We start from the raw sequence: 21,284 nt of genomic DNA, 5'->3' as shown, positions 1-21,284 counted from the left end.
ATCCGGCGTAAAGTTATTTGGCTAAAAAGACATTGGCTTTTGTCGCTTCGGCGACATATTCGATAGTTTGCTGGGCTCGAACGCTGTTACCGGCTGCATCCAGCGGCGGAGAATAGACCGCAATCGCATATTCGCCAGGGACAACGGCAACCATGCCGCCGCCGACGCCGCTTTTCGCCGGGATGCCAACGGTGTACAGCCATTTACCGCTACCGTCGTAAAGCCCGGCGATTGCCATTTCTGCCAGCACCTGCGGAACATATTTCTCGTTCAGCAACTGTTTACCGTTGAACGGAGATTTGCCTTTGTTCGCGAGTACGGCACCCATTTTGGCCAGTTGCTCAACGGTGATATCCACCGAGCACTGGCGGGTATAAATTTCGACGGCTTCGTCAGTGTTGCCATAGAAGCTGTTATAGGATTCCATCAGCTTGGCCAGCGCCTGATTGTGCTGGTTGGTTTCCATTTCAGATTTGAAAACCGGTTCGTTCACGGTGAGAGTGGCATCGGCCCAGACGTTCAGGTTGTCGAGAATTTTGTTCCAACGATCGGTTTTGTCTTTGGCTTCGATCAGGCTAACGGTGCTCATGGCCCCGGCGTTTACCAGCGGGTTTTCAGGCGCGCCTTTGGTCAGTTCAACGGCTAAACCTGAGTTGAATGGCATACCGGTGGCATTGGCGCCAAGTTTATCCAGCACTACCTGAGGACCGTGCTGCTCCATGGCGAGCGCCATGGTGAACACTTTACTCAGGGATTCCATTGGGAAAGGTTTGTTAACATCGCCAACCTGGTAGATCTTGCCGTCCACCGTCGCAATGGTGATGGCAAAATTTTTCGGGCTATAGGTCGCCAGAGCAGGGATGTAGTCGGCGACTTTTCCATCGTTGTTACTTTTGTACTTCTGATGAGCCTGTTCTATCAGCTTGGCGTAGTCGGGCGTGGTTTGCGCGAATGTGGTTGCGCTAAACAAGACGCTGAAAGAAAAGAGACTCACGCCGAGAATTGTTTTATTCATTATGCATTCCTGTTGGTGTTGTTGGGAAAACTATCCTGTAGGCCGGATAAGGCGTTCACGCCGCCATCCGGCGTTAACACGGTATAATTGCCGGATGGCAACGCTGACGCGTTTTATCCGGCCTACGATTAGTCGTTCTTCTACTGTCAGGACAAAGCGACTTCCGTTTCGGTAACCGGACGTTCTTGTTCCGGGGTCTTCACCGGCGCAGTTCCACGGCAACCCTGGCCGTAGTGTTCGCCTTCCCAACGGCCCACGATGGCAGCACCCATTGCGTTACTCATAACGTTGGTGGCGGAACGACCCATATCGAGGAACGGATCGACACCCATCAGCAGAATCAGGCCAGCTTCTGGAATGTTGAACTGGTTCAGGGTTGCAGCGATAACCACCATTGATGCGCGCGGTACGCCTGCCATTCCTTTTGAGGTCAGCATCAGGATCAACAGCATGGTGATTTGCTCGCCCATGCTCAGTTCGATGTTGCACGCCTGGGCAATAAAGACGGTGGCAAATGAGCAATAAGCCATGGAACCGACCAGGTTAAAGGAATAACCGATAGGCAGAACGAAGCTGGCGATTTTTGAAGAAACACCGAATTTTTCCAGCTTGTCCAGCGTACCCGGGAAGGCGGCTTCAGAGCTTGAAGTGGTAAAGGCCAGCAGAGCGGGTTCGAGGATTGATTTAGTTAACCGTGCGATGCAAGGCCCGACGATCATAGTAGACAGGCCAATCAGGATTGCCCACAGCATACCCAATGTCAGGTAGAACTCACCCATGAAGATCCCGGCGCTAACCATCACACCCAGACCACGTTCGGCAATCAGACCTGAAATAGCGGCAAAAACGGTCAGTGGTGCAAACAGCATGACGTAACCCGTCAGCTTCAGCATGACGTGTACCAGTGAATCCAGCACTTTCACGATAGGATCGGCTTTTTCACCAATCGCAGCGAGGCTGCAACCGAGGAAGATTGAGAACACGACGATCTGCAGAATTTCGTTACGCGCCATCGCATCGACAATACTGGTCGGTACCGCGTGTGAGATGAATACTTTCAGCGTGAATGGCTCTGACTTAACGGCGGCAACGGCTCCGACGTCATGTGGCACAAAGTTGATACCTGCGCCTGGCTGGAAGATATTAACGATAACCAGACCCAGTGCAATTGACACCAGAGAGGCGCAAATAAACAGGAAGAAGGTTTTCGAAAATATACGTCCCAGCGTTTTGGCATCGCCCATTTTGGCAATACCCACAACCAGAGTTGAAATAACCAATGGAGCGATAATCATTTTCACCATACGTAAGAATATAGTGGTAAAAATGGAAATATCTGCTGCATAAGATTTTGCTGTTTCAGCCGCGGCCATATTATTTATGGCCACCCCGGCAATCATGCCGAGTATCAGGCCTAATATGATCATCTTCGTTAAACTAATTTTCTTCATGTGTACTCCATCGGATAAAGGCTGGTAATTGGAATTGTGTAGGGTGGCGTGCGCCTGAACCTGGACAGCAGCTCAGACGCACGCCTGTTGTGACCAACCGCATGAATAATTCGAAGCACTGTGATACAGCTGAATTCTGTGCTCCAATGGTTGTTATTGTGTTTTTTTGTTACAAGTCAAACTCAATACTTAATAATGGAGCGTGTTGCTGCGCACCATAAACATCATTGTCACCGACATTGCCGGAAATAATATCCCGTGGCATGACGATTTTTACGGCATTCGCTGGATCGAACCAGACGATATTGTGAATAAACTCAGGCTCAACATTATATAAACCGGCAATAAGCTGCGGCGTTAATTGCTCGCAGGCTTTTACCCGCTGATAGTCTTCCCTTGTTTTAAATAAAATATCTAAAACTAGTTCGTACGGTCCGGCGTTTTTGGAACGAATTACTTGCGCCAGTGAACAAATTGAGTGTTTCATGCCTGAACTCCTTCTGGCGTCACCTGTTCAATGTGGAAATCAAAACGCAGCGCATCGCTCGCTTCAATCAGGTGATAGATCGAGAACTCATACACCGGTCCACTTTGAATATCAGATGGCGAGAACGGGAAGGCGAGGTTGCCCGCAGTCGCAATGCGATTTTCATAGCCGTAGTGCAGCAGGGTAGAGCGCACAAGCGAGCAAACGCTGTTGGCGATATCCTGCGTTGGCGCGACGACATCCAGTAAAATTCCCAGTTCATGGCCCGCAGTTTTCATCGGCTCATGGTTGCCCATCACACCGTTCTTACCGTACAGGTGGAACGTCATGCGGATACTGTCGTCATTCAGTGAGAGGTTACGTGCAACGCTTGCCTGTACCTCTTCAAGAATCGTGTCAATCCCGGCAATCATAATCGGGTCGCGTGTTCCGGCGATGGTCAGGCAACGGAAGCCAACCTGGCGTGCACCTTCCAGTTTCAACGCATACGGTGTTTCTTCATGGCGTGAACCGCTGACATACACTTCGCCCTCGTTAACCTGGGTGAAAGTGCATGCCTTCAGGTTCAGCACACCGCCTGGCCCTGGCAGGAAGTACGGATCTGACTTTTCGTACAGGGTGTGTGCTGCTGCGGAAGTCTCGGTGAACTTACGCTTGGGATTGAACGCCTTCAGCGTAAAGCCGTTATCGTCAATGATTCCCATCGCACAATCTGAGCCGGAACCAGGGGTGGCGGCAATGGCTGCACACTCAAGGATCTTACCGCAATGAAGCGCCAGACCTTCATCAAAGCCCTGCATAATCGGCAGCGCGGCGAAGCAGGCCGGATCGTAGGCACGTCCGCCCAGGACCACCTGCGCACCGGCTTTCAGCGCACGCTGGAAAGGCTCGATGCCCATTTGTGCGACAATGTAGGTGCTCTCTTCAATGGCCTCGTGAGTCAGTTCCGGCACAAAATCGAGCGCAGTGATTTTGCCGTTATCCAGCGCCTGATGAACGATTTCTTTGTCGACATCAGACGGAATTAGCGCCATTGAGAAAGACAGTTTTTCTTCCTGCGCGATCTCATGGATTATCTGGCGACACCACTCCAGATGCGGAGCTGCGCCAGAACCACCAGCTGTGCCGATTACTACCGGGATGTTGTTCTTAACGCCTGCCACAATCATATAGCGCAGATCGCGTTTCACACCGGCCCTGTCAGTAAAGGGTTTACCTGCCCCCAGGTAGTGGGGGCCAGGATCGGAGGAACCTGCGTCAACAGCAATAAGATCCGGTGACTCTTCCATGGCTTTACGAAAACTTTCTTCCGGGAAGCCATAACCCAGGATAGCCGTAGGCGATAAGATCTTAAATGTGCGTGCCATCTCTTAATCCTTAGTTTGCAACAACGCGATGGTGCGGTTCATTTCGTTAAACACGATGTTGAGACCTTCATCGAAACCCATACCCGGTTTAACCAGCATGCGCATTGGACGCGCGGCAAGTGCCACGTGTACGCAGGTGCGGGCACTGATCTCAGTTTCGTTACAGGTACCGCCCTGATAGGCTTCCATCGCGTGTTTGTTGCAATACAGCACCGCATCAACGATGTTGTGAATACCGCCCAGATCCGGAGTCTTGATCTGTACCATGTGGCAGCTGCCCGCATCGGTAAAGTCCACGATATCCTGATAGGTGTTACACCATTCATCCGCAACGATTTTCACGCCGGAACCCAGACGAGTCAGCTCTTTGGTGATGGCGGTCAACATGCGGATCTGATCCGGCTTGTTACCGGCATCAACCGGACCTTCGATATACAGCGGCAGACCCTGGGCTTCGGCTTCCAGGCTGGCGATGTATTCGGCGCAACGCACTGGATCCATATCGAAGATCAGACCGATCGTGCCGTACACATCAATGTGCAGCGTCGGGTGATAACGTTCGCTGGTGCGCAGGCTTAAGATGCGGTCGGATAACCAACGTACATACTCACGCAGTTTTTCGCCTTTAAAGCCCAGCTTCTCTTCCACGTTGTTGATCAGCGCATGCGGCAGGACGTCCACACCTTTGAGGATCATCTTATCAACGGCGATATAACGGTCGTCACCGCTCTGACCAAATAATGGAATGGCTTCCGGGACGCACGGCAGTTGCCATTCATCGCAAACCACTTCAGTTTTCAGACGACCGGTAGCCAGCGCCGCAGCGTCGAGCAGCGCCTGAGACAAACCATAGCGGACGGCGGTATGCAGCAGATGACCGTCAATACGCAGTTGGTCAAAGAAACGCGCGTTCGGCAGGAACGAATCAACGTCACGACCTTCCAGTAACGGCTTGATGTGGTCGTTGAGGAACGGAATGAAGTTTTCAGCCAGGAACAATGGGTCACGACCGCCTGCACCTGAATATTGCACCGCTGCGCAATCGCCCACAGCTACCGCGCCGTTTTCCAGAATCAGCTGTACGGAAACACATTCACCCGCCTGACGAACAGACGTAAATCCAGGCGTTACCGGATCGCCGGTATAGATAAACCCGTCATGACCGGCGCCGTTTTTGATGGCCTGCTGATCGTCAAAATAAAATGAGGAGTAGCCAGCTGTGAAAAGGGCCTGTTTAATTTTCATTATGGTCTTCCTATTAATTTACTGTGGGATACGGCGTTGATGTCATCAATGACCATCTGGAAAGAAGGCTTGCGACCTTCGAAATGTGCGCGCTCTGCAACGTAGTCGTGGTGCAGGGCGAGAATATCTTTCGGCAGCGGCACTGCACCAGCTTCAAGAATACGGATTGCGCCTGTGTTATCGCGAACAGGCAGGATCTTACCGGCGTTACAGGCGGCAGGAGCGAAAGGCACATCCAGCACGCCAGCTTCAAAGGCCAGCACCGTACCGCGCGCAATGTCGCCATTGCCCAGTTCGAAGACTTTCTTCAATACCGCGCGGACTTCGCTCTTAATCAGGTCAACTTCCTGCTCCACGGCAGCGCACTGCGGGAATTTCTGATCGCTGACCATGTTGAGCATCTGGCGTGACGCTTTCAGACCCTGGGCGTTAGCTGCCGCGGTTGGGATACCGAATGCTTCGTGCGGACTTTTGGTAATGACTTTTGTGGCACCAGACATACCGGCAACCGCTGCGCCCCAGGCGATAACGGAGAAGGCTTTTGCTTCATCTTCCGGGAATCCGCCCATCCACTGGTGGAAAACGGTGCTCAGCTCGTAATCGTCGAAGCCATGGTTATGGAAGTATTCGTGGGACAGTTCACGCAGTGCCTGAATAGCAGCGATATCCTGTGTCAGGCTACCGACCTGGCCGTAACCGACGGTAATAGACTTCACGCCCTGCTCCAGCGCCAGCAGACCTTCGATAATCGCGACTGAGTGGGACATGAACGGCGGGATCAGCGTGCCGGTCAGCGGACCAAACGGCTCACGGTTAATGCGAATGCCGTTCTCTTCGTACAGACCCATCAGACGGTCGCAGTACTGCCAGTCGCGGATAGATTTTTCCAGGGTGACGCGTTTGGCGTAAGGGATGTTGTAGGAGATACCGCCGCCTTCGTAGCTGGTAAAGCCACTGGCCATGGCGATTTCTGCCAGCAGACGCGCATCCGGTGTACCGTGGCGAACCTGGATCGGTTTATCCAGCGATTCAGTCATACGACGGCAGGCAGCAACCCCGTGATTGACGACCGGTAAACCATTCAGCTTGGAAGTACCTGCTTCGATGGATTTTTGGATCCCGACAGCGGCTTCTTCATAGCGGTTCAGACGGGTATAGGCATCGATAGTACTTGGCAGGAGGTCGCACTCTTCCTGCAATGTTTTGAGCAGCGCAATATGCTCATCCATTAATGCCACACCTGCGCGCGGCTGGCTCAGAGTTTTACCCTCCTGATCGGCCTTCAGCAGGGCGAGGGAGAAACGCTTTTTCTCTGGAATTGATTGCTGGTACTTCACGCCATCTTCGAAGTTCTCAACGTCTTTACCGGTTTCCCAGGTTTGTAACACCTGATGCCTTTCGGTCATGAATTCGTCATGGGTCAATTTTTTATTTCGAAGTTCCATTCGTAGCTGCCTTAAGTTTTATAGGGTTAAACACTGAATGCTGGTGCGAGCAGCGGCTTGCGGGTACAGCCTGGCGACGTTTGCCAGTAGCGGGAGCAGGCCATTTGAATCGCGGTAATACTCAAACTGATTCGGTAACAGAATTCTTTTGCCCTGGTCGTCCAGCTCCCTGTATTTGAGCCAGTTATGGATATCGAACTGGCTGGCGCGAGAGAGCCATCCCCCTGAACCGACGACTTTGCGTACGGTGGTGAGATCGCGACCCATCTGTAAATCCACATTACCCACGCAGGTGCAAACCTGCTTTTTAGTGCCCGCGTGGCGCTCAGCGGCATAGCCCACGCATAAACCTGCCAGCAGGGTGTCGAAATATTTCTCTTCCTCGCTGAGTGGCAGGTAATCCGGTTGCCCAACCAAGTGGCGTAGATAGCGGTAAAACGCTTCCTCGCGCTGTGGCTGCTGGGCGAAGATGACTTTCACCATATCCTGCGTGCTTTCTCCCACCACAACGGCGGAAACGCGCATGCCAAGGTCGCCTTCAACGGTACGTTTGACGAACGGTTCAGGAACACCATGCAGGACGGTATCGGGGGAGAGGGTATTCGCGCTGGCCGAATAGACATCCGTGGTGGCTCCGCCCATATCAATCAGCATGAATTCCTTCCATGCGCTGTCGTAATCGCTAATGGCTTTGACTAACTCATATACCGTCCATGGCGTCGGCATAGGCTCTTCGCCTGTTTCGCCGACGATAACGTCCAGACCTTTGCCTTTGACGATGCGTGACAAGAACACATCGCAAATCGCCTGGCGCGCGGCAAACGGATTCGGGTGATCGAGGTCCGGCAGAATGTTGTCTACCGTGGTCAGATCCTTATGTCCCAGAATCGTTTGTATTTCGTCCTGAATGTCCCGGTTTCCGGCGTAGATAATGGCGCAATCAAGCTTTGAGCCTGCCAGCGCGTGTGCATTCGCCAGGCCGTAACTTTCTTCGCCACCGTCTGTCCCGCCGGTAAACAACAGAATGTCTGGTGGTGATGATTCCAGCTCCTGGATGTCATGACGGTTCAGCTTGTACGAATAATATTGCGCGATTTTCGCTCCTGCCGAATGGGCGGTAACTTTTGCCGACTCCAGCGTAATGGAAGGCACCAGCCCCATTGCTGCAACGGCGAGCCCACCTTTCGCTGAGGAGGAGTATTTCAACTGCACTTCACCACTTTTCAGTAACGGGCGAGCATCGGCAACATTCAGCACCTGATTCAGGCTGGCAAAAAAACCGTCTGCCAGATGATGTGTGGTGGTTGGGGTCAGGACATGGTTTACCAGGGTTAATTCCTCGCCTTCATGTGCGAAGAGGGCTGCCTTGGTCCATGTCGAGCCGATATCGACAGAAACTGTTTGCATCAGATGGCCTCTTCCAGGCAACGCTGTTCGAGGCCATTGTGTTGGTGAATATCATTAGTGATAAGCGCGCAAACATCTTCCAGATCGTGGCTGGGGGCGAAGACCCGGTTAAAGCCCATCTCTTTAAACTTCACTTCCACGTCGGCGAAGTCATGTTTACCGACGACCAGGTTGCCGCCGACGTACAGCAGAATGTCGCCAAGGCCGCGTTCGATGCAGCGCTCACGTAACCCGAGGCAGTCAATGTCGCCATGACCGTAGATAGAGGACACCACGATGGCATCGGCGCCTGTTTCAATCGCAGCATCAATATATTCATCCTGGCTCACCATCACCCCGAGGTTGATTACGTGAAAATCATGAGCAGTAAAAACGCGATCCAGAACTTTATTACCTACTGCATGGCAGTCAGCACCGATGACGCCAATAACAAGTGTAGATTTCTTCATGGGTAATCCTCTGTAGGGCTGATGGTCAATAAGTGAAATTATTTTCTAATATTTAGAACATGGATTGTGACAACCTCTTAATAGGGTTGGAGTTTCTGTGGAAGCGAAAAAGGAAGCAATTGATCTATTTTCAAAATATCCTGAGAAAAATGATTGTTATATTTAGTTGGTGTAAAATCCCTTTGTAATCAATGTGATGCGATGTGTTTTTTTAACTGGTTTTAATTTATTAGAGAATTGGGTAATAAATTACTTGCCATGTTTGTGATCGAAATCTTATTTTGTTATGCGCGCCATTTATGACGTGTTTTAAATAATTTCAAAAATCCCAATTACTAATTAACTTGTGAACGACATAACGGTTTTTTATTTTTTAATCTTATATGTCATAATTCATTTTTGTTAAATTTAGGATAAAAATGATAAGGAAATGTTTGTGGCATATTTAATCTTTGCCACATAAGAGAAGAGGGGGTGTTAATGATAACTTTCAGTGATGATTTAAGCGAAACGTCAGCATTCTCTCGCAGAACGACAAACGCAATGCATCGGTCATTGTGGAACGTTTTCGCTTCCAGTTGAGATAGTTACATCTCGGTGTTAATTATAAGTAAAATTTAAATGAATAATTTGTATGAAATAACAAATCCATGACTTGCTAAACAAAAAACTGTGAGCTACCCAGCATTAGTGATTCTTTATCTGCTATCAATTTAGTCAGCCGGGCTGGTTAAAAGATCGTGTACATTTAAATAAATATCCTATCATTTGTAGTAACGGCAATTACTCATTGAAAAACATGTTGTTAACATAGCGTTTACTAGTAGCGTGAGTGCTAAACACTATTAACATTAAATTTGAAAATTGATTTAAATCAATGTTTAAAACTTGGAAAACAGCATCAAAAGAGGTTAAATTGCTTCAGATCAAATTGGTCTGAAAGTGGTAAATTAGCTATAAATTGATCACTATCGAAAAATGCAAATTTGTCTCGATAAAAACCTGTTTATTGTAAGGATTTTACGGCGTAATATAATTGCGGGATCAATTTGAGTGTTTTATTAACATGTTTGTAACTTTTCATCATTATCCTTTCTTCAAATGAGAGGGAAGGGTAGCGGCGGAAGGAAGCAGATAAATTTGTATTGGGGCATGCGTGTGACCCTTTCTAACGGGGTTCACTCTCGGAGTCTTCATGCGATGAGCAAGGAGTCATGATGTTAGATATAGTCGAACTGTCGCGCTTACAGTTTGCCTTGACCGCGATGTACCACTTCCTGTTTGTGCCACTGACGCTCGGTATGGCGTTCTTGTTGGCCATTATGGAAACGGTCTACGTCCTTTCCGGCAAACAGATTTATAAAGATATGACCAAGTTCTGGGGCAAGTTGTTTGGTATCAACTTCGCTCTGGGTGTGGCTACCGGTCTGACCATGGAGTTCCAGTTCGGGACTAACTGGTCTTACTACTCCCACTATGTAGGGGATATTTTCGGTGCGCCGCTGGCGATCGAAGGTTTGATGGCCTTCTTCCTCGAATCCACCTTTGTAGGTCTGTTCTTCTTCGGCTGGGACCGTTTGGGTAAAGTCCAGCATATGTGTGTCACCTGGCTGGTGGCTCTGGGTTCTAACCTGTCTGCGTTGTGGATTCTGGTTGCGAACGGCTGGATGCAGAACCCAATCGCAGCGGATTTCAACTTCGAAACCATGCGTATGGAGATGCTGAGCTTCTCTGAACTGGTGCTCAACCCGGTAGCACAGGTGAAATTTGTTCACACTGTGGCATCTGGTTATGTATGTGGCGCGATGTTCGTTCTGGGTATCAGCTCCTACTATATGCTGCGCGGTCGTGACTTCGCGTTTGCTAAACGTTCTTTTGCTATCGCTGCCAGCTTTGGTATGGCTGCTATTCTGTCTGTTATCGTTCTGGGTGATGAATCTGGTTACGAAATGGGTGACGTGCAGAAAACCAAACTCGCTGCGATTGAAGCAGAATGGGAAACTCAGCCTGCTCCAGCTTCCTTTACGCTGTTCGGTATTCCGGACCAGGATGCGCAGGAAAACCATTTTGCGATTCAGATTCCTTATGCGCTGGGCATCATTGCCACCCGCTCTGTTGATACACCGGTCATTGGTCTGAAAGACCTGATGGTGCAGCACGAAGAGCGTATCCGTAACGGGATGAAAGCGTATCAGTTGCTGGAAGAACTGCGTGCTGGTACTACCGACCAGGCCGTTCGCGACCAGTTCAACAGCATGAAGAAAGACCTGGGTTATGGTCTGCTGTTGAAACGCTATACGGATAACGTCACCGACGCGACCGAAGCGCAAATTCAGCAGGCAACGAAAGATTCTATTCCTCGCGTTGCGCCGCTGTACTTCGCTTTCCGTATCATGGTGGCATGCGGCATTCTGATGCTGGCAATCATTGCGGTGTCCTTCTGGACCGTGCTTCGTAACCGTATCGGTGAGAAAAAATGGCTGCTGCGCACCGCGCTGTATGCGATTCCTCTGCCGTGGATTGCTATTGAATCCGGTTGGTTTGTTGCAGAGTACGGTCGTCAACCGTGGGCGATTGGTGAAGTGTTACCAACAGCCGTAGCGAACTCTTCGCTGACTGCTGGCGACCTCATCTTCTCGATGCTATTGATTTGCGGCCTGTATACCCTGTTCCTGGTGGCTGAACTGTATCTGATGTTCAAGTTCGCACGCCTTGGGCCGAGTAGCCTGAAAACCGGTCGTTATCACTACGAGCAGTCCACTGTGACTTCTCAGCCGGCACGCTAAGACAGGAGTCGTCAAATGATCGATTATGAAGTATTGCGTTTTATCTGGTGGCTGCTGGTTGGCATTCTGCTGATTGGTTTTGCGGTCACTGATGGCTTCGACATGGGGGTGGGCATGCTCACCCGTTTCCTCGGTCGTAATGATACCGAGCGTCGAATTATGATTAACTCCATCGCCCCGCACTGGGACGGTAACCAGGTTTGGCTCATCACCGCGGGTGGCGCACTGTTCGCTGCCTGGCCGATGGTCTATGCCGCTGCGTTCTCCGGTTTCTATGTGGCGATGATTCTGGTTCTGGCGTCCTTGTTCTTCCGTCCGGTCGGTTTTGACTACCGCTCTAAGATTGAAGATATGCGCTGGCGCAACATGTGGGACTGGGGCATCTTCATAGGTAGCTTCGTGCCACCGCTGGTGATTGGCGTGGCGTTCGGTAACCTGCTGCAAGGGGTTCCGTTCCACGTAGATGACTACATGCGTTTGTACTACACCGGTAACTTCTTCCAGTTGCTGAATCCGTTTGGTCTGCTGGCGGGTGTCGTGAGCGTTGGGATGATCATCACCCAGGGTGCGACCTATCTGCAGATGCGTACGGTAGGTGAACTGCATCTGCGTGCTCGTGCAACTTCACAGGTTGCGGCGCTGGTGACTCTGGTCTGCTTCGCGCTGGCCGGTGTGTGGGTGATTTACGGTATTGACGGTTATGTTGTGACCTCTGCACTGGATCATCATGCCGCCTCTAACCCGCTGACCAAAGAAGTTGCTCGTGTGGCTGGCGCATGGATGGTGAACTTTAACAATGCACCTATCCTGTGGTTGGTTCCTGCACTGGGCGTGGTTCTGCCGCTGTTGACCATCCTGACTTCTCGTATGGAGAAAGGGGCATGGGCGTTCGTCTTCTCCTCACTGACGTTAGCCTGCATCATCCTGACTGCCGGTATCGCAATGTTCCCGTTTGTGATGCCATCCAGCACCATGATGAACGCAAGTTTGACCATGTGGGATGCCACCTCCAGCCAGCGTACATTGAATCTGATGACCTGGGTCGCGGCGGTGTTTGTACCGATCATTCTTCTGTACACCAGCTGGTGTTACTGGAAGATGTTCGGTCGCATCACTAAAGAAGATATTGAAAGCAACACCCACTCTCTGTACTAAGTAAGGAGCTTAAAATGTGGTATTTCGCATGGATTTTGGGAACGCTTCTTGCCTGTGCATTTGGGATAATCACAGCGCTGGCGCTTGAGCACGTTGAATCAGGCAAAGCCGGGCAAGAAGATAGCTAATGACCAACATTATCGCGATGGTATACAACGCGATGGACAAGCGCCCCTTGCGGGCGCTTTCATTTGTGCTGGCAATCGTGTTGGCTGGCTGCATATTCTGGGATCCGTCTCGTTTCGCGGCCAAAACCAGTGAGCTTGAAATCTGGCATGGTTTCCTGCTGATGTGGGCGGTCTGCGCAGGCATGATTCACGGCGTTGGCTTCCGTCCTCGCGCCGTACATTGGCAGGGCATCTTCTGCCCGCTGATCGCGGATATTGTCCTCGTTGTTGGTCTGATTTTCTTCTTCTTTTGAATAAGAAACATCCTTAAATATTTATGGGCTTGCATAAGCCCATAATTTTTTACTCTCCGTTTACTTTCCCCCATTCCAAAGCACCATTCCCGCGCGTATAGTAGCGAAGTTTGAAAGCACTAACCTTTTGTTGCATTACCGGGATGTACAGTGAAGACAGCGCGATATACAACGACATTCTTGATGCATCGCGGCGGCAAGAACGCGAATCACCAGACGCTTACAAAGGTAAGTAACTGGTGCGAGTGGGCGAAGCCAACAAAGAGGCAGTAGGAATGAATAAGTATATGTTTCGATGGCCGGTTCGTGTCTATTATGAAGATACCGATGCCGGTGGGGTGGTTTACCACGCCAGTTACGTCGCTTTTTATGAAAGAGCACGCACAGAAATGCTTCGTCATCATCACTTCAGTCAGCAGGTCCTGTTGGCCGAACGTGTAGCCTTTGTGGTGCGCAAGATGACCCTCGAGTATTTTGCGCCTGCCCGGCTCGACGATATGCTCGAAGTTCAAACCGAAATTACGTCAATGCGTGGCACCTCATTGGTTTTCACGCAACGCATTGTCAACGCAGAGAACACCGTGCTGAATGAAGCCGAAGTTCTGATTGTTTGCGTTGATCCACTCAAAATGAAGCCTCGTGCGCTTCCCAAGTCTATTGTCGCGGAGTTTAAGCAGTGACTGACATGAATATCCTTGATTTGTTCCTGAAGGCAAGCCTTCTGGTTAAACTTATCATGTTGATTTTGATTGGTTTCTCAATCGCATCCTGGGCCATCATCATCCAACGGACCCGTATTCTTAATGCTGCTTCGCGTGAAGCCGAAGCATTTGAAGACAAGTTCTGGTCCGGCATTGAATTGTCGCGCCTGTACCAGGAAAGCCAGGGGCGTCGTGATAATTTGGCGGGCTCGGAACAAATTTTCTATAGCGGATTCAAAGAATTTGCGCGTTTGCATCGGGCAAATAGCCACGCGCCGGAAGCGGTCGTAGAGGGGGCTTCCCGTGCGATGCGTATCTCGATGAACCGTGAACTGGAAACGCTGGAAACGCATATTCCATTCCTCGGCACCGTTGGCTCCATCAGCCCGTATATCGGTCTGTTCGGTACCGTTTGGGGGATCATGCACGCATTTATCGCGCTGGGCGCGGTAAAACAGGCGACGCTGCAAATGGTCGCACCGGGTATCGCAGAAGCGTTGATTGCAACGGCTATCGGTCTGTTTGCGGCAATCCCGGCGGTTATGGCCTACAACCGTCTGAACCAGCGCGTGAACAAACTGGAACTGAATTACGACAACTTTATGGAAGAGTTCACCGCGATTCTGCACCGCCAGGCGTTTACCGTTAGCGAGAGCAACAAGGGGTAAGCCATGGCCAGAACGCGTGGACGAGGTCGTCGCGAACTCAAGTCCGAAATCAATATTGTACCGCTGCTCGACGTACTGTTGGTGCTGTTGCTGATCTTTATGGCAACCGCACCGATCATTACGCAGAGTGTGGAAGTCGACCTGCCGGATGCGACCGAGTCGCAAGCCGTCAGCAGTAACGACGAACCCCCGGTCATTATTGAAGTTTCCGGTATTGGGCAATACAGCGTGGTGGTTGAGAAAGATCGTATGGATCAACTGCCGCCGGAGCAGGTTATCGCGGAAGCGAAAAGCCGCCTGCAGACCAATCCGAAAACGGTCTTTTTAATCGGTGGTGCGAAAGACGTGCCTTATGATGAAATAATTAAAGCGCTGAACTTGTTACACAGTGCAGGCGTAAAATCGGTTGGCTTGATGACGCAGCCAATCTGATGACTGCGTTTTGCTGGCTTGAAAGATAGCACGTAACAGGCGAACAGTTTTTTGGGAACCGAGAGTGTCAAAGGCAACCGAACAAAACGACAAGCTCAAAAGGGCGATAATTATTTCAGCGGTGCTGCATGTCATTTTATTTGCAGCGCTGATCTGGAGTTCGTTCGATGAGCACATTGATGCTTCAGCCGGCGGCGGTGGCGGTTCGTCCATCGACGCCGTTATGGTCGATCCTGGCGCCGTTGTGCAACAGTACGACAGGCAGCAGCAACAGCAGGCAAGTGCGAAACGTGCTGAAGAGCAGCGTGAAAAGCAGGCGCAGCAGCAAGCTGAAGAACTTCGCGAGAAGCAGGCAGCTGAGCAAGAGCGACTGAAGCAGCTGGAAAAAGAACGTTTAGCCGCGCAGGAAAAAGTGCGCGAACAGGCGGAACAGCAGAAGCAAGCTGAAGCCGCCGCAGCGAAAGCGCAAGAGCAACAGAAACAGGCTGAAGAGGCTGCGGCGAAGGCTGCTGCAGACGCGAAGGCTAAAGCTGATGCTCAGGCTAAGCAAGCGGCAGATGCCGCGAAGAAAGCCGCTGCGGACGCACAGAAAAAAGCTGAGGCTGAAGCCGCTAAAGCCGCCGCTGATGCGAAGAAAGCTGCAGAAGCACAAGCTGCTAAGGCAGCTGCGGACGCTGCGAAGAAAGCACAGGCTGAAGCCGCTAAGCAAGCTGCAGCCGAGAAAGCTGCTGCTGAGAAAGCAGAAAAAGCCGCTGCCGCGAAAGCTGCCGCTGCTGAAAAAGCGGCGGCTGATAAGAAAGCCGCTGCAGAAAAAGCAGCAGCAGACAAAAAAGCTGCAGCTGAGAAAGCCGCTGCCGATAAGAAAGCTGCGGCAGATAAAGCAGCTGCTGCTAAAAAGGCTGCGGCCGAAAAAGCCGCTGCAGCCTCTGGCGTTGACGACTTGTTGGGCGACCTGAGCTCCGGTAAGAATGCACCGAAATCGGGCGGTGGAGCGAAAGGAAACGGTCAACCGGCGAAAGATAGTGGTACAAGTGGTGCCAATGGCGGTGCATCTGGCGCTGATATCAGTGCTTACGCATCTCAAATTCGTAATGCGATCCAGAGCCGTCTGTATGGTGCAGATTTGTATGCAGGTAAATCTTGCGTATTACATATCAAGTTAGCACCCGATGGTCTGTTACTGGATGTGACCGAAGAGGGCGGGGATCCGGTATTGTGTCAGGCTGCGCTGACGGCTGCGAAAACCGCCAGAATTCCTAAACCGCCTAGCCAGGCAGTTTATGAAAAAGTAAAAGATGCCAAACTGGACTTCAAACTGTAATAACGACCCCTGAGAAATCAGGGGAAACGGTCTAAGGTTGAGACAGAGTTCTGGTAGTTTTGTGTATTTGAGTTTGTTAACATTCTGCTAAATTATCGTGGGCTTTCCGTCCAGATAAGGGAGATATGATGAAGCAGGCATTACGAGTAGCATTTGGTTTTCTGATGCTGTGGGCAGCGGTGCTGCACGCAGAAGTACGTATCGAGATCACCCAGGGGGTGGACTCGGCGCGCCCGATTGGTGTTGTCCCCTTCCAGTGGGCAGGACCGGGTGCTGCACCTGAAGATATCGGTGGTATCGTAGGTGCTGACCTGCGTAACAGCGGTAAATTTAACCCGTTAGACCGTTCTCGTCTGCCTCAGCAGCCCGGTACCGCGCAGGAAGTTCAACCTGCCGCTTGGTCTGCGCTGGGCATTGATGCCGTAGTCGTCGGCCAGGTTACGCCGAACCCGGATGGTTCTTACAGCGTTGCCTATCAGCTGGTTGACACCGGTGGCGCACCGGGTACCGTACTGGCACAGAACACCTATAAAGTGAACAAGCAGTGGCTGCGTTACGCGGGCCATACTGCAAGTGACGAAGTGTTTGAAAAACTGACCGGCATTAAAGGTGCATTCCGTACCCGTATCGCTTATGTTGTTCAGACCAACGGTGGTCAGTTCCCGTACGAATTACGTGTGTCCGACTACGATGGTTACAACCAGTTCGTGGTACACCGTTCTCCGCAGCCGCTGATGTCTCCGGCGTGGTCACCGGACGGTTCAAAACTGGCGTACGTTACCTTCGAAAGCGGTCGTTCTGCGCTGGTTATTCAGACACTGTCTAACGGCGCGGTTCGTCAGGTAGCCTCGTTCCCACGTCACAACGGTGCGCCTGCGTTTTCTCCGGATGGCAGCAAACTGGCGTTTGCCCTGTCTAAAACCGGTAGCCTGAACCTGTATGTCATGGACATTGGTTCCGGTCAGATCCGTCAGGTGACGGATGGTCGTAGCAACAACACGGAACCTACCTGGTTCCCGGACAGCCAAAACCTGGCCTTTACTTCTGACCAGGCCGGTCGTCCGCAGGTTTATAAAGTTAACGTCAACGGCGGTGCTCCGCAGCGCATTACCTGGGAAGGTTCGCAAAACCAGGATGCGGATGTGAGCAGCGACGGTAAATTTATGGTAATGGTAAGCTCGGCCAACGGTCAGCAGCACATTGCCAAACAAGATCTGGTAGCGGGTGGCGTACAAGTTCTGTCGTCAACGTTCCTGGACGAAACGCCAAGTCTGGCACCTAACGGCACTATGGTAATCTACAGCTCTTCTCAGGGGATGGGATCCGTGCTGAATTTGGTTTCTACAGATGGGCGTTTCAAAGCGCGTCTTCCGGCAACTGATGGACAGGTTAAATTCCCTGCCTGGTCGCCGTATCTGTGATAATAAATAATTGATTAATAAAGGAATCATTGAAATGCAACTGAACAAAGTGCTGAAAGGGCTGATGATTGCTCTGCCTGTTATGGCTATTGCAGCGTGTTCTTCTAACAAGAACGCCAGCAATGACGGCAGCGAAGGCATGCTGGGTGCCGGCACTGGTATGGATGCAAACGGCAGCGGCAACATGTCTTCTGAAGAGCAAGCGCGTCTTCAGATGCAACAGCTGCAGCAGAACAACATCGTTTACTTCGATCTGGACAAGTACGATATCCGTTCTGACTTCGCTGCAATGCTGGATGCTCACGCTAACTTCCTGCGTAGCAACCCGTCTTACAAAGTCACCGTAGAAGGTCATGCGGACGAACGTGGTACTCCTGAGTACAACATCTCCCTGGGTGAGCGTCGTGCGAACGCCGTTAAGATGTACCTGCAGGGTAAAGGCGTTTCTGCTGACCAGATCTCCATCGTTTCTTACGGTAAAGAAAAACCTGCAGTACTGGGTCATGACGAAGCGGCTTACGCCAAAAACCGTCGCGCCGTACTGGTTTACTAAGAGAATTGCATGAGCAGTAACTTCAGACATCATCTGTTGAGTCTGTCGTTACTGGTTGGCATAGCGGCCCCCTGGGCCGCTTTTGCACAGGCGCCAATCAGTAGTGTCGGCTCTGGCTCGGTCGAAGACCGTGTCACTCAACTCGAGCGTATTTCTAACGCTCACAGTCAGCTTTTAACCCAACTCCAGCAACAACTCTCCGATAATCAGTCCGATATTGATTCCCTGCGCGGTCAAATTCAGGAAAATCAGTATCAACTGAATCAGGTTGTTGAACGCCAGAAGCAGATATTGCTGCAGATGAATAATCTTGGCAGCGGTAGTGCACCTGCGGCGCAATCAGCGGGCGGCGATCAGAGTGGGGCAGCAGCAACCCCTGCGCCTGATGCGGGTGCAGCTGCAGCGTCAGGCGTTCCGGTGCAAACTGGCGATGCGAATACCGATTACAATGCGGCCATTGCTCTGGTGCAGGATAAATCCCGCCAGGATGACGCGATCGAAGCATTTCAGAACTTCATCAAAAAGTACCCAGACTCGACTTACCTGCCAAATGCGAATTACTGGCTGGGTCAGTTGAATTACAACAAGGGGAAAAAAGATGATGCAGCGTTCTATTTTGCTTCAGTAGTCAAAAACTTCCCGAAATCACCAAAGGCTGCAGACGCGATGTATAAAGTCGGTGTCATCATGCAGGACAAAGGTGATAAAGAGAAAGCTAAAGCCGTTTATCAGCAGGTTATCACTAAATACCCTGGCACTGATGGCGCGAAACAAGCGCAAAAACGCCTTGGCGCGATGTAATGAACACCATGCGACCAGAAATCGTGTTAATTCTGGTCGCGTCGTGTGATTCCTAAGCAGTTGAGTTATTTACATCGAAATTTTTGTTGCGCTAAAATCTGAAATCAGTAATATATGCCGCCGTTGCCAAGGGATATCAAACAGCCCGAAAGCGGCAAAAAAAGTGGGTCGTTAGCTCAGTTGGTAGAGCAGTTGACTTTTAATCAATTGGTCGCAGGTTCGAATCCTGCACGACCCACCACTAACTTAGTTAGTAAGTAGTATCCAGCGCAGTATCGGGTGATTAGCTCAGCTGGGAGAGCACCTCCCTTACAAGGAGGGGGTCGGCGGTTCGATCCCGTCATCACCCACCACTCGGGGCGTTAGCTCAGTTGGTAGAGCAGTTGACTTTTAATCAATTGGTCGCAGGTTCGAATCCTGCACGCCCCACCAATTTATTGGTGGTACCGAGTAAAAATTTTCAGGTTATACCCGAGCGGGTCGTTAGCTCAGTTGGTAGAGCAGTTGACTTTTAATCAATTGGTCGCAGGTTCGAATCCTGCACGACCCACCATCCTGAAAGTATAAAGAAGTAAACCCCATAAGGGGGCGTTAGCTCAGTTGGTAGAGCAGTTGACTTTTAATCAATTGGTCGCAGGTTCGAATCCTGCACGCCCCACCAGTGTAAAAAGGCGCCCTAAAGGCGCCTTTTTGCTATGCGCAGAATTAACGATTCGAACCTGCAGCAGGTTCGGGTCTCACGTAGTGAGACAACGGAGCCGTTTACGGCGACGGCCCGGAGGGCGAGCAAAGCGAGTCATCCTGCACGCCCCACCAGTGTAAAAAGGCGCCCTAAAGGCGCCTTTTTGCTATCTGCGATTTATAAGGTTCGAACCTGCTTGCCTGATGCGCTTCGCTTATCAGTCCTACAGACGACACTATTCACGTAGGCCGGATAAGACGTCAGTCGCCTTCCGGCATTCATCACACGCAATTATTGTGACTTTCTTACGCCAATCCGCTATCTTGTTTAGCATATAAAACAAATCTAACCGAATACGGCGTGCGTCACGCTTTTAATCGGTTATTTCGTTAAGCCAGTAAAACGAGAAAGCAAGATGAGCGTGATGTTTGATCCAGAAGCAGCAATTTATCCGTTTCCGCCGAAGCCAGCCCCGCTGAGTGTGGATGAAAAGCAATTTTATCGTGAAAAAATCAAGCGCCTGCTGAAAGAGCGTGATGCCGTTATGGTCGCGCACTATTACACCGATCCCGAAATTCAGCAGTTGGCCGAAGAGACCGGTGGTTGTATTTCTGATTCTCTGGAGATGGCGCGTTTCGGCTCAAAGCATTCTGCCTCTACGCTGTTGGTTGCAGGCGTGAGATTTATGGGGGAAACCGCCAAAATCCTCAGCCCGGAAAAGACCATCCTGATGCCGACCCTACAGGCGGAATGCTCATTAGATCTGGGCTGTCCGATTGATGCGTTCAGCGCGTTTTGCGATGCGCATCCGGATCGTACCGTGGTGGTTTACGCCAATACCTCAGCCGCCGTTAAAGCACGTGCGGACTGGGTCGTCACATCCAGTATCGCGGTAGAACTTATTGAGCATCTTGATAGTTTAGGTGAAAAAATCATCTGGGCTCCGGACAGACATCTGGGCAACTACGTACAAAAACAGACCGGTGCAGACGTTCTTTGTTGGCAGGGGGCCTGTATCGTCCACGACGAATTTAAAACTCAGGCTTTAACACGCATGAAGGGGCTTTACCCTGATGCTGCGGTGTTGGTGCACCCGGAGTCCCCCCAGTCTATCGTTGATATGGCCGATGCGGTTGGCTCAACCAGCCAGTTAATCAACGCAGCTAAATCGTTACCGCATCAACAGCTGATTGTGGCGACTGACCGGGGCATTTTTTACAAAATGCAGCAGGCTGTTCCGGATAAAGAGTTACTCGAAGCGCCGACGGCTGGTGAGGGGGCAACCTGTCGCAGCTGTGCGCATTGTCCGTGGATGGCGATGAACGGCCTCAAGGCGATTGCTGAGGGCCTGGAACAAGGCGGAGCGGCTCATGAGATACATGTTGATGCTGGGCTGCGAGAAGGGGCGTTGTTGCCGTTAAACCGCATGTTGGAATTTGCGGCTACACTTCGAGCTTAATTAATATTTTTGCTCTGG

Annotated in this window: 19 protein-coding genes, 5 tRNA genes, 1 other RNA gene and 1 pseudogene; 18 read left to right on the top strand and 8 right to left on the bottom strand. The window is 51.0% G+C overall.

The window, feature by feature from the left end:
- Positions 1-13: 13 nt before the first annotated feature.
- The 8 genes and pseudogenes from glsA to glmS all read right to left on the bottom strand — a co-directional run bounded on the left by glsA (position 14) and on the right by glmS (position 8,866).
- Positions 14-1,015: a glutaminase A gene (gene glsA, locus OGY06_RS07375; protein ID WP_063940684.1), complete on the bottom strand. Its 1,002-nt coding sequence runs from the start codon at positions 1,013-1,015 to the stop codon at positions 14-16.
- Between the two features lie 169 nt (positions 1,016-1,184).
- Positions 1,185-2,466 (bottom strand): annotated as a pseudogene (locus OGY06_RS07370) (dicarboxylate/amino acid:cation symporter); the annotation flags it as partial.
- A gap of 169 nt (positions 2,467-2,635) precedes the next feature.
- Positions 2,636-2,953: a DUF4387 domain-containing protein gene (locus OGY06_RS07365; protein WP_003831425.1), complete on the bottom strand. Its 318-nt coding sequence runs from the start codon at positions 2,951-2,953 to the stop codon at positions 2,636-2,638.
- On the bottom strand, positions 2,950-4,320 hold the full coding sequence (locus tag OGY06_RS07360; RefSeq protein WP_003831426.1) for an acyclic terpene utilization AtuA family protein: 1,371 nt from the start codon (positions 4,318-4,320) through the stop codon (positions 2,950-2,952). Before OGY06_RS07360 ends, OGY06_RS07365 begins: the two co-directional genes overlap by 4 nt.
- A gap of 3 nt (positions 4,321-4,323) precedes the next feature.
- Positions 4,324-5,565 carry a methylaspartate ammonia-lyase gene (locus tag OGY06_RS07355; RefSeq protein ID WP_003831427.1) on the bottom strand — a complete coding sequence of 414 codons (1,242 nt, stop codon included), beginning with the start codon at positions 5,563-5,565 and terminating at the stop codon, positions 4,324-4,326.
- Positions 5,565-7,010, bottom strand: a complete 1,446-nt coding sequence (locus tag OGY06_RS07350) for a methylaspartate mutase subunit E (protein ID WP_003831428.1) — start codon at positions 7,008-7,010, stop codon at positions 5,565-5,567. Before OGY06_RS07350 ends, OGY06_RS07355 begins: the two co-directional genes overlap by 1 nt.
- A gap of 18 nt (positions 7,011-7,028) precedes the next feature.
- Positions 7,029-8,417, bottom strand: coding sequence for a methylaspartate mutase accessory protein GlmL (gene glmL / locus OGY06_RS07345; RefSeq protein WP_003831429.1), 1,389 nt, complete (start codon positions 8,415-8,417; stop codon positions 7,029-7,031).
- Positions 8,417-8,866 carry a methylaspartate mutase subunit S gene (gene glmS, locus OGY06_RS07340; RefSeq protein ID WP_003022963.1) on the bottom strand — a complete coding sequence of 150 codons (450 nt, stop codon included), beginning with the start codon at positions 8,864-8,866 and terminating at the stop codon, positions 8,417-8,419. The genes glmL and glmS overlap by 1 nt, the downstream gene beginning before the upstream one ends.
- 1,217 nt (positions 8,867-10,083) lie before the next feature.
- On the opposite strand from glmS, the gene cydA reads away from it, so the two are divergent.
- From cydA to nadA, 18 genes are all read left to right on the top strand, one after another.
- Positions 10,084-11,652 (top strand): cytochrome ubiquinol oxidase subunit I, encoded by a 1,569-nt coding sequence (cydA, locus tag OGY06_RS07335; protein ID WP_003022965.1) that lies wholly within the window; start codon positions 10,084-10,086, stop codon positions 11,650-11,652.
- 15 nt (positions 11,653-11,667) lie between these two features.
- Positions 11,668-12,807 (top strand): cytochrome d ubiquinol oxidase subunit II, encoded by a 1,140-nt coding sequence (gene cydB, locus OGY06_RS07330; RefSeq protein ID WP_003831431.1) that lies wholly within the window; start codon positions 11,668-11,670, stop codon positions 12,805-12,807.
- A gap of 14 nt (positions 12,808-12,821) precedes the next feature.
- Complete coding sequence (cydX, locus tag OGY06_RS07325; protein WP_003022970.1) at positions 12,822-12,935, top strand: cytochrome bd-I oxidase subunit CydX; 114 nt, start codon at positions 12,822-12,824, stop codon at positions 12,933-12,935.
- Positions 12,935-13,228, top strand: coding sequence for a cyd operon protein YbgE (gene ybgE, locus OGY06_RS07320; RefSeq protein WP_063940682.1), 294 nt, complete (start codon positions 12,935-12,937; stop codon positions 13,226-13,228). The genes cydX and ybgE overlap by 1 nt, the downstream gene beginning before the upstream one ends.
- A 275-nt stretch (positions 13,229-13,503) precedes the next feature.
- On the top strand, positions 13,504-13,908 hold the full coding sequence (gene ybgC, locus OGY06_RS07315; protein WP_003831439.1) for a tol-pal system-associated acyl-CoA thioesterase: 405 nt from the start codon (positions 13,504-13,506) through the stop codon (positions 13,906-13,908).
- Positions 13,905-14,597, top strand: coding sequence for a Tol-Pal system protein TolQ (gene tolQ / locus OGY06_RS07310; protein WP_003022976.1), 693 nt, complete (start codon positions 13,905-13,907; stop codon positions 14,595-14,597). Before ybgC ends, tolQ begins: the two co-directional genes overlap by 4 nt.
- Positions 14,598-14,600: 3 nt before the next feature.
- Positions 14,601-15,029 carry a colicin uptake protein TolR gene (gene tolR, locus OGY06_RS07305; RefSeq protein WP_003022978.1) on the top strand — a complete coding sequence of 143 codons (429 nt, stop codon included), beginning with the start codon at positions 14,601-14,603 and terminating at the stop codon, positions 15,027-15,029.
- 64 nt (positions 15,030-15,093) lie between these two features.
- The gene (gene tolA, locus OGY06_RS07300; protein ID WP_286605010.1) at positions 15,094-16,350 is read left to right on the top strand and encodes a cell envelope integrity protein TolA; all 1,257 of its coding nucleotides are present in this window, start codon (positions 15,094-15,096) and stop codon (positions 16,348-16,350) included.
- Between the two features lie 128 nt (positions 16,351-16,478).
- Entirely contained in the window at positions 16,479-17,771 is a 1,293-nt protein-coding gene (gene tolB, locus OGY06_RS07295) for a Tol-Pal system beta propeller repeat protein TolB (RefSeq protein ID WP_003022981.1), read from the top strand.
- A 34-nt stretch (positions 17,772-17,805) separates the two neighbouring features.
- Positions 17,806-18,324: a peptidoglycan-associated lipoprotein Pal gene (gene pal / locus OGY06_RS07290; RefSeq protein WP_003022983.1), complete on the top strand. Its 519-nt coding sequence runs from the start codon at positions 17,806-17,808 to the stop codon at positions 18,322-18,324.
- 9 nt (positions 18,325-18,333) lie between these two features.
- A complete protein-coding gene (gene cpoB, locus OGY06_RS07285) occupies positions 18,334-19,125 on the top strand; it encodes a cell division protein CpoB (RefSeq protein WP_063940680.1) in 792 nt (263 codons plus the stop codon).
- Positions 19,126-19,290: 165 nt separating this feature from the next.
- A tRNA-Lys gene (locus OGY06_RS07280) sits at positions 19,291-19,366 on the top strand.
- Between the two features lie 36 nt (positions 19,367-19,402).
- Positions 19,403-19,478, top strand: a tRNA-Val gene (locus OGY06_RS07275).
- A gap of 3 nt (positions 19,479-19,481) precedes the next feature.
- Positions 19,482-19,557 (top strand) — tRNA-Lys (locus tag OGY06_RS07270).
- 45 nt (positions 19,558-19,602) lie between these two features.
- A tRNA-Lys gene (locus OGY06_RS07265) sits at positions 19,603-19,678 on the top strand.
- Between the two features lie 32 nt (positions 19,679-19,710).
- A tRNA-Lys gene (locus OGY06_RS07260) sits at positions 19,711-19,786 on the top strand.
- Between the two features lie 22 nt (positions 19,787-19,808).
- A non-coding RNA gene (locus OGY06_RS07255) (RtT sRNA) lies at positions 19,809-19,941 on the top strand.
- Between the two features lie 281 nt (positions 19,942-20,222).
- Positions 20,223-21,266, top strand: a complete 1,044-nt coding sequence (gene nadA / locus OGY06_RS07250) for a quinolinate synthase NadA (protein ID WP_149281364.1) — start codon at positions 20,223-20,225, stop codon at positions 21,264-21,266.
- The last annotated feature ends 18 nt before the right edge of the window (positions 21,267-21,284 follow it).

Origin of the sequence: Citrobacter sp. Cpo147 (assembly GCF_030332405.1) — a bacterium.
Taxonomy (GTDB): Bacteria; Pseudomonadota; Gammaproteobacteria; order Enterobacterales; family Enterobacteriaceae; genus Citrobacter; species Citrobacter portucalensis.
Note: the sequence above shows the minus strand (reverse complement) of the source record. Positions and strands in the feature narration are given on the sequence as shown.